This is a genomic window from Streptomyces sp. NPDC020807 (assembly GCF_040641575.1).
Lineage (GTDB): Bacteria > Actinomycetota > Actinomycetes > Streptomycetales > Streptomycetaceae > Streptomyces.
The window spans coordinates 83936-90147 of the sequence record NZ_JBFADU010000026.1 but is presented as its reverse complement, the minus strand read 5'-3'; the positions used below and the strand labels follow the sequence as shown (position 1 = coordinate 90147).

The 6212-nt window shown below is 75.4% G+C and carries 4 protein-coding genes; 1 reads left to right on the top strand and 3 read right to left on the bottom strand.

Features of this window, described 5'->3' with window-relative positions; all coding sequences use genetic code 11:
• The first annotated feature begins 374 nt into the window (after positions 1-374).
• Entirely contained in the window at positions 375-1691 is a 1317-nt protein-coding gene (locus tag AB0G79_RS28215) for a streptophobe family protein (protein WP_360811253.1), read from the top strand.
• Positions 1692-1746: 55 nt separating this feature from the next.
• Here the strand turns inward: AB0G79_RS28215 and AB0G79_RS28210 are convergent, their stop codons facing one another.
• From AB0G79_RS28210 to AB0G79_RS28200, 3 genes are read right to left on the bottom strand one after another with little or no spacing between them, the layout of a single operon-like run.
• Complete coding sequence (locus tag AB0G79_RS28210; protein WP_360811251.1) at positions 1747-2754, bottom strand: serine/threonine-protein kinase; 1008 nt, start codon at positions 2752-2754, stop codon at positions 1747-1749.
• Complete coding sequence (locus AB0G79_RS28205; protein WP_360811249.1) at positions 2754-3539, bottom strand: hypothetical protein; 786 nt, start codon at positions 3537-3539, stop codon at positions 2754-2756. Before AB0G79_RS28205 ends, AB0G79_RS28210 begins: the two co-directional genes overlap by 1 nt.
• A 3-nt stretch (positions 3540-3542) precedes the next feature.
• Positions 3543-6176 carry an FHA domain-containing protein gene (locus AB0G79_RS28200; protein WP_360811247.1) on the bottom strand — a complete coding sequence of 878 codons (2634 nt, stop codon included), beginning with the start codon at positions 6174-6176 and terminating at the stop codon, positions 3543-3545.
• Between the last annotated feature and the right edge of the window lie 36 nt (positions 6177-6212).

The window sequence follows — 6212 nt, the reverse complement described above, 5'->3', positions numbered from 1 at the left end:
GCGGCCCGGGGGGCGGTGGGGGTCCGGCGGCGCCGGGGCTGGTGCCGCGGCCCGAGAGCGGGCCCGACGGGGGCCCCGAGGGCGGGATCGAAGGGGGTCCGGACGGGGGCCCGGAGGCAGGGCCGGACGGAGCGCCCGGCGCGGAGCCGGACGACTGGCCCGGTGACGGGCCGGACGGGGGGCCCGACGAGCCGGACGGGGGGTGGGAAGTCATGTTTGTTCCCTTTCTTCCGTTCCGCGCTCATTGTGCGCGCGGAAGGGTACCCACCCGCAAGCGGACGGCTCCCACCCGCGAGCGGGACGGCCCCCGAGCGCGGTGCGGACGGCTCCCGACCGCCCTGCGGGCGGCCGTCGACCGTACTAGCGTGGGCAGGGTGAGCACTCTCCGCGTCGGAGTCCAGGCCCTGGCGGCGGTGTTCGCCGGATACGCCGCCATGGGCGTCGTCGCCGGTCTCGGCCTCTGGGCCGCGGGCGCCGCCGACCTGCCGGACGGCTTCGCCGCCGTCCTCGCGGCCGTCGTGGTCATGGCCACGGGCGGGAAGATCGACCTGGCCGGGGACGCCGGGGCCCTCGCGGGCACCCAGGCGGAACTGACCGCGATGCCGCTCTCCGTGACCCTGGTGGGCGCCCTCGTCACCGGCTTCTGCTTCCTCCGCCCCCTGCGCCACCACGCCGTGGCCGGCGGACGCGAACTCCTGCTCCGCGCCGCCGCCACCGTCGTCCTCTGGCTGGCGGGCCTCGCGGGCCTCTCCGCCCTCGCCCGGCACGACTTCCCCCTCACCCTCGGCGGCGACACCGCGCAGGAGTCCGGTGACACCCTCGGCGACCTCTTCGGGGACCTCCTGGACGCCGCGAACCCCACCGTGGGATTCCGCACCGACCTCGGCCCCACGCTCTTCTACGGGCTGCTGTGGATCCTCGGCGTCCTCGTCGTCGCCCTGCTCGTCTCCCGCAAGACCCCGCTCCCCGCCCGACTCGTGCGCTTCCACGAGCCCGTCAGGCCCGCCGCCCACGCGATGCTCCTGCTCCTCCTCGCGTACGTGGCCGTCGGCCTCGTCATCGGCCTCGTCGTCGCGGCGACCAGGGGCCACGCGGCGGAGACCCTCGCCGTCCTCCTGCTCGGCCTGCCCAACATCACCTGGCTCGCCCTCGGCGTCGGCATCGGCGGCTCCTGGCAGGGCACCGTCGAAGGCCCGTTCGGCCTCCCCATGCCACAGGTCCTCGACGCCGTCCTCCGCGCGCGCGGAGGCGAGGGCGGCACGGCGGCGGAGCTCTCGACCGTCGACCTGTCGTCCCTCGCCGCACAGGACGGCCGGGCCTGGTGGCTGCTGCCCGTCGCCGCCGTCCTCCTGCTCGCCGCCGCGTTCGGCGCCGCCGTCCGCTCCCCGGCCAGGACCCGGCTCTGGCAGCACTCCCTGCGCATGGGCGTCGCCTTCGCCGTGACCATGCTGGTCGTCACCCCGCTCACCCTCGTCGAGGCCCGCTTCGGGCTCTCGATCCTCGGCATCGGCGACCTCGCCTCGCTGGGCGGTCAGGTGGTGCTCAGGCCGGACGTCTGGAAGACGGTCGGGCTCGCCCTCCTCTGGGGCCTGGCGACGGGACTCGTCGGAGCGCTCCTCGCCACCCGCGTCCACCGCAAGGGCGAGGTCGGGGCCGACACCGAGCCCGCCAGGGCCCGACCGCGCCGCTGACGGACGACGGCCCTCACGGCTGACGGCGGCCGGCGCTTCCGACGTCCGACGGCCCTCACAGCTCCCGGAAGACCGCCCGGGCCCACGCGGGCGGCTCCGGCGGCGGACCTGGCCGCCGGGCACTCGGCCGGTCCGCCCCGGCGGGTCCGGACCCGCCGCCCGACGCCCCCGCCTCCGTGAGCGCGGCCCGCAGCCTCGTCACGAACTCCAGGCACGTCCCGTACCGCTCCTCCGGCGACTTCGCCAGCGCCTTCGCGAACACCGCGTCCGCCGCCGCCGGCAGCCCCGGCCGCAGCTCGGAGAGCGGGGGCGGCGGGTCGTACTGCTGGGCCCACATCACCGCGTAGTCCGTGTCGCGGCGGAACGGGGGCGCCCCCGCCAGCGTCTCGAAGACCACGCACGCCAGGCTGTACACGTCGCACCGGCCGTCCACCGGCTTCCCGGAGATCTGCTCCGGCGCCACGTAGTCGAGCGTCCCGACGAACTCCCCGACCGTCGTGAACCCGGTCAGCGACAGCGACTTCTTCGTCAGCCCGAAGTCCGTGAGGTAGACGTGCTCGGGATGGTCGCCGTCGGTGCCCTCGTCGACGAGGATGTTGCCGGGCTTCACGTCCCGGTGCACCAGGTCGTGGGCGTGCGCCGCGTCCAGGGCCGAGGCGACCTGTACGGCGATCCGCCCCGCCTTCGGGGGCGCGAGCGGCCCCTCGCGGTCCAGCAGCGCCACCAGGTCCTGCCCGGGCACGAACCGCATGGCGATGTACAGGACGCCCTCCGTCTCGCCGGCCCCGAAGACCGGCACGATGTTCGGGTGGTCGATCGAGGCGGCCACCCGCGACTCGTGCGCGAACCGCTTCCGGAAGGTGTCGTTGCGGGCCAGCTCCGGGGCCAGCAGCTTCAGCGCGACCGTACGGTCGAGGCGCAGGTCCCGGGCCCGGTAGACGACTGCCATGCCGCCGCGCCCGATCTCGCCCTCCACGCGGTACCCTGCGATCTCCTTGCCCACGAGCCCCGAGGGGCGGCCCGCCGGGATGTCCGCGTCCCCGCGCGTCCCGCCGCCCGCCATCAGCGCTCACCGTTCTTCTCGCAGTGCGGGCCGGGCAGCCGCTCGACGACCTGCGTCGGCGGCGGCCCGGCCGCCGCGGCCGGGTCCGGCACCTGCGGCACCACCTGGGTCGGCTCGTACGCGGCGGGCGCGGATGCGGGGGAGGCGGCCGGGGCGGCGGCGGGAGGAACGGCGGGCTCGGAAGGACCGGGCGCCCCGGGCGAGTCTCCCGGAGGGGCGCCCGGCGCGGCCTGTGCCACCGCGGTCGGGGCGTGGACCACCGCCGTCGGCGGCGCCGCCACCGAGGGCGCCGCCGAGGCCGCGTACGTACTGAGCCCGAGCCCGTCGCAGTACACCCAGCGCTCGTGCTCGGCGTCGTACAGCCACACCGACTCCCCGTCGACGACCATCCCGACCCGCAGCCCCCGCGTCCGCAGCCGGAAGCCCTCGCCGTCCGAGCGGCCCGCGCCCAACTCCTCGGCCGCCCGCCGGTACCGGCCGAGCGCGTCCTCGGCGCGGGCGATCAGCGGCCGCGGGTCGGCCGTCCTCGCCATCGGCCGGCCCGCCGCCGGGGGATCGTCGGGCACGGAGACGAGCAGCCGCGCGTCCACCCACGCCGACCAGCCGTTCGAACAGAGGATCCGCCCCCAGTCCCCGGCCCGCTCGGTCAGCCGCACGGGCAGGAACGCGTCGAGCGGCGCCGCCGGCAGCGCCGGGTCGGGCGCCTCCCAGGCGGGCAGGCCGTCGCGCGGTACGACATGGGTGGGCCGGAAGTCCGGCACGTACTCCGGTACGGGGACGCTCACGGCCTACCTCCGCATCACGACGGGCTCGTGGCGGCGCAGCAGCCGCGCCACGACGAAGCCGAGGACGAGACAGAGCACCACCAGCATGCCCATGTCGAACAGCCACGCCTCCGCCGTGTGCCGCATCAGCGGATCGTCGGTCTTCGGGCCGGGCGCGACCTTCCCGATGTCGATCGTCGCACCCATCGCCGCGAACGCCCACCGCGAGGGCACCAGCCAGGCCAGCTGCTCCAGGACCGGCGTACCGCGCACGGAGAGCAGCGCGCCGCAGAACACCACCTGCACGATCGCGAGGAGGACGAGCAGCGGCATCGTCACCTCCTCCTTGCGGACCACCGCCGAGACGAGGAGGCCGAGCATCATCGCGGTGAAGGCGAGGAGCGCGACGGCGAGCGTGATCTCCACGAGCGGCGGCAGGAGGACGCCCTTGCCGTCGGGCACGTTGAGCGGGACGCCGACGAGGGCGACCAGGGTCAGGACCACCGCCTGCACGACCGTGATCAGTCCGAGGACGACGACCTTGGAGGAGAGGTAGGCGGAGCGGGACAGGCCGACGGCTCTCTCGCGCCGGTAGATCGAGCGCTCCTTGACCAGCTCGCGCACGGCGTTCGCCGCGCCCGTCAGAACCCCGCCCACGCAGAGGATGAGCAGGACGTTCATGGTCGACTCGGGGTTGAGGCTGCCCTCGGACAGCGCCCTGGCCATCGCGCCCATGACGAACGGCAGCGCGATCATGATCGCGAGGAAGGTCCGGTCGGCGGCGAGCGCGGCGGCGTACCGGCGCACCAGGGTCCGCAGCTGCGATCCCCAGCTCTGGGCCTTCGGCGGCGGCCCCGGCTCGCGCTGCGGAGGCGCGGGGGCGTCGCCGAGGGGGCCCGCGACGGGCACGAAGGGGCGTTGCGTGGCGTCCTCGACGTACCGGCGGTGGAAGCGGGAGGAACGGTACTGCGCGGCCCAGTCGCGGTCCCGTTCGGTCTCGAACGCCTCGAAGGCCTCCGGCCACTGGGCGTACCCGAAGAAGTCGAGCGTGTCGGCGGGCGGCCCGTAGTAGGCCACCTTGCCTCCGGGCGCGAGGACGAGCAGCCGGTCGCAGACGTCCAGGCTGAGGACGCTGTGGGTGACGACGACGACCGTGCGCCCGTCGTCCGCGAGCCCGCGCAGCATGTGCATCACGGACCGGTCCATGCCGGGGTCGAGGCCGGAGGTCGGCTCGTCGAGGAAGAGCAGCGAGGGCTTGGTGAGCAGTTCGAGGGCGACGCTGACCCGCTTGCGCTGGCCGCCGGAGAGGCTGTGGATCGGCTGGTCGGCCCGCTCGACGAGCCCGAGCTCGCGGATCACCTCGTCGACGCGTGCCCGGCGCTCGGCGGGGGCGGTGTCCTCGGGGAAGCGGAGCTCGGCCGCGTACGAGAGGGCCCGGCGGACGGTGAGCTGGAGGTGCAGGATGTCGTCCTGCGGGACGAGGCCGATGCGCTGGCGCAGCTCGGCGTAGTCCCGGTACAGGTCGCGGCCGTCGTAGAGCACCGTGCCGCGGTCGGCCGGGCGTTGGCCGGTCAGGGCGCCGAGGAGCGTCGACTTCCCGGCGCCGGAGGGGCCGACGACGGCGAGCAGGCACTTCTGGCCGACGGGGAAGGAGACGCCGTCGAGGAGCGTCTTCCGCCCGTGGTCGACGGTGACGGCGAGCTCCTGCACGTCGAGGGAGACCTCGCCGGTGTCGGTGAACTCGACGAGGCGGCCGCCGATGAGGCAGAACGCGCTGCGGCCGATGCCGACGATGTCGTCGGGCGTCACGCGCGCGTCGACGACGGGCGCGCCGTTGAGGAAGGTGCCGTTGTGGCTCCCGAGGTCCCGGATGCGGTACGTGCCGTCGGGCTCGGCCCGTAGCTCGGCGTGGTGACGGGAGACGACGAGGTCGGCGACGACGACGTCGTTGTCGGGGGACCGGCCGATCCGGACGCTGTGGGCGGGCAGAGGGTGGACGGAGGTCGGCTCGCGGAAGGTGCCGGTGGCGGCGGGGTGGGAGACGGAGGGAGGGCGCAGGGGCGCGGGCCTGGCTGCGGGTGCGGGTGCGGGCGTGGGGGAGGGGGAGGACGAGGGCAGCGGGGACGGTGCGGGTGGCGGGGGCTCGGGGTCGGGGGCGGGAGCCGGGGCCACGGGGGCCACGGGGACCACCGGGGCCCCCGGCTCCTGGATCACCGGGGTCTCCGGGACGTCCACGGCGGTCACCGGAACCTCCTCCACCGGCACGTCCTCCACCGGGGGCTCGGGCACGACCGGAGCCTCCGGAGGAAGCGGGCGCGCCACCGGAGCCGAGAGCACCGCTCTCGGTCCGTCCTCCGGATGCCCGAACCGCACGACCGTCCCGGGACCGACGGGCCGGGAGCCCGTCTCCCGGGACCCCGCCACCCGCAGACCGTTCGCGTAGGTCCCGTTCGTACTGCCTTCGTCCTCCAGGTCCCAGTGCCCCGCGACGGTACGGAGCAGGGCGTGGTGCCAGGACGCGCGGGCGTCCGCGAGCACGATGTCGCTGGTGGGGTCACGTCCGATGCGATAGACACGGCCCGGGTGCATGAGGGTCGCGTCCCCGTCGATCTCGAGGACCAGGGCGGGCGCGGCGGGCGCGACGGGCCGCTCTCCCATGGGTGAATTTTATCCGCCGACGGTGGCCCGCGCCCG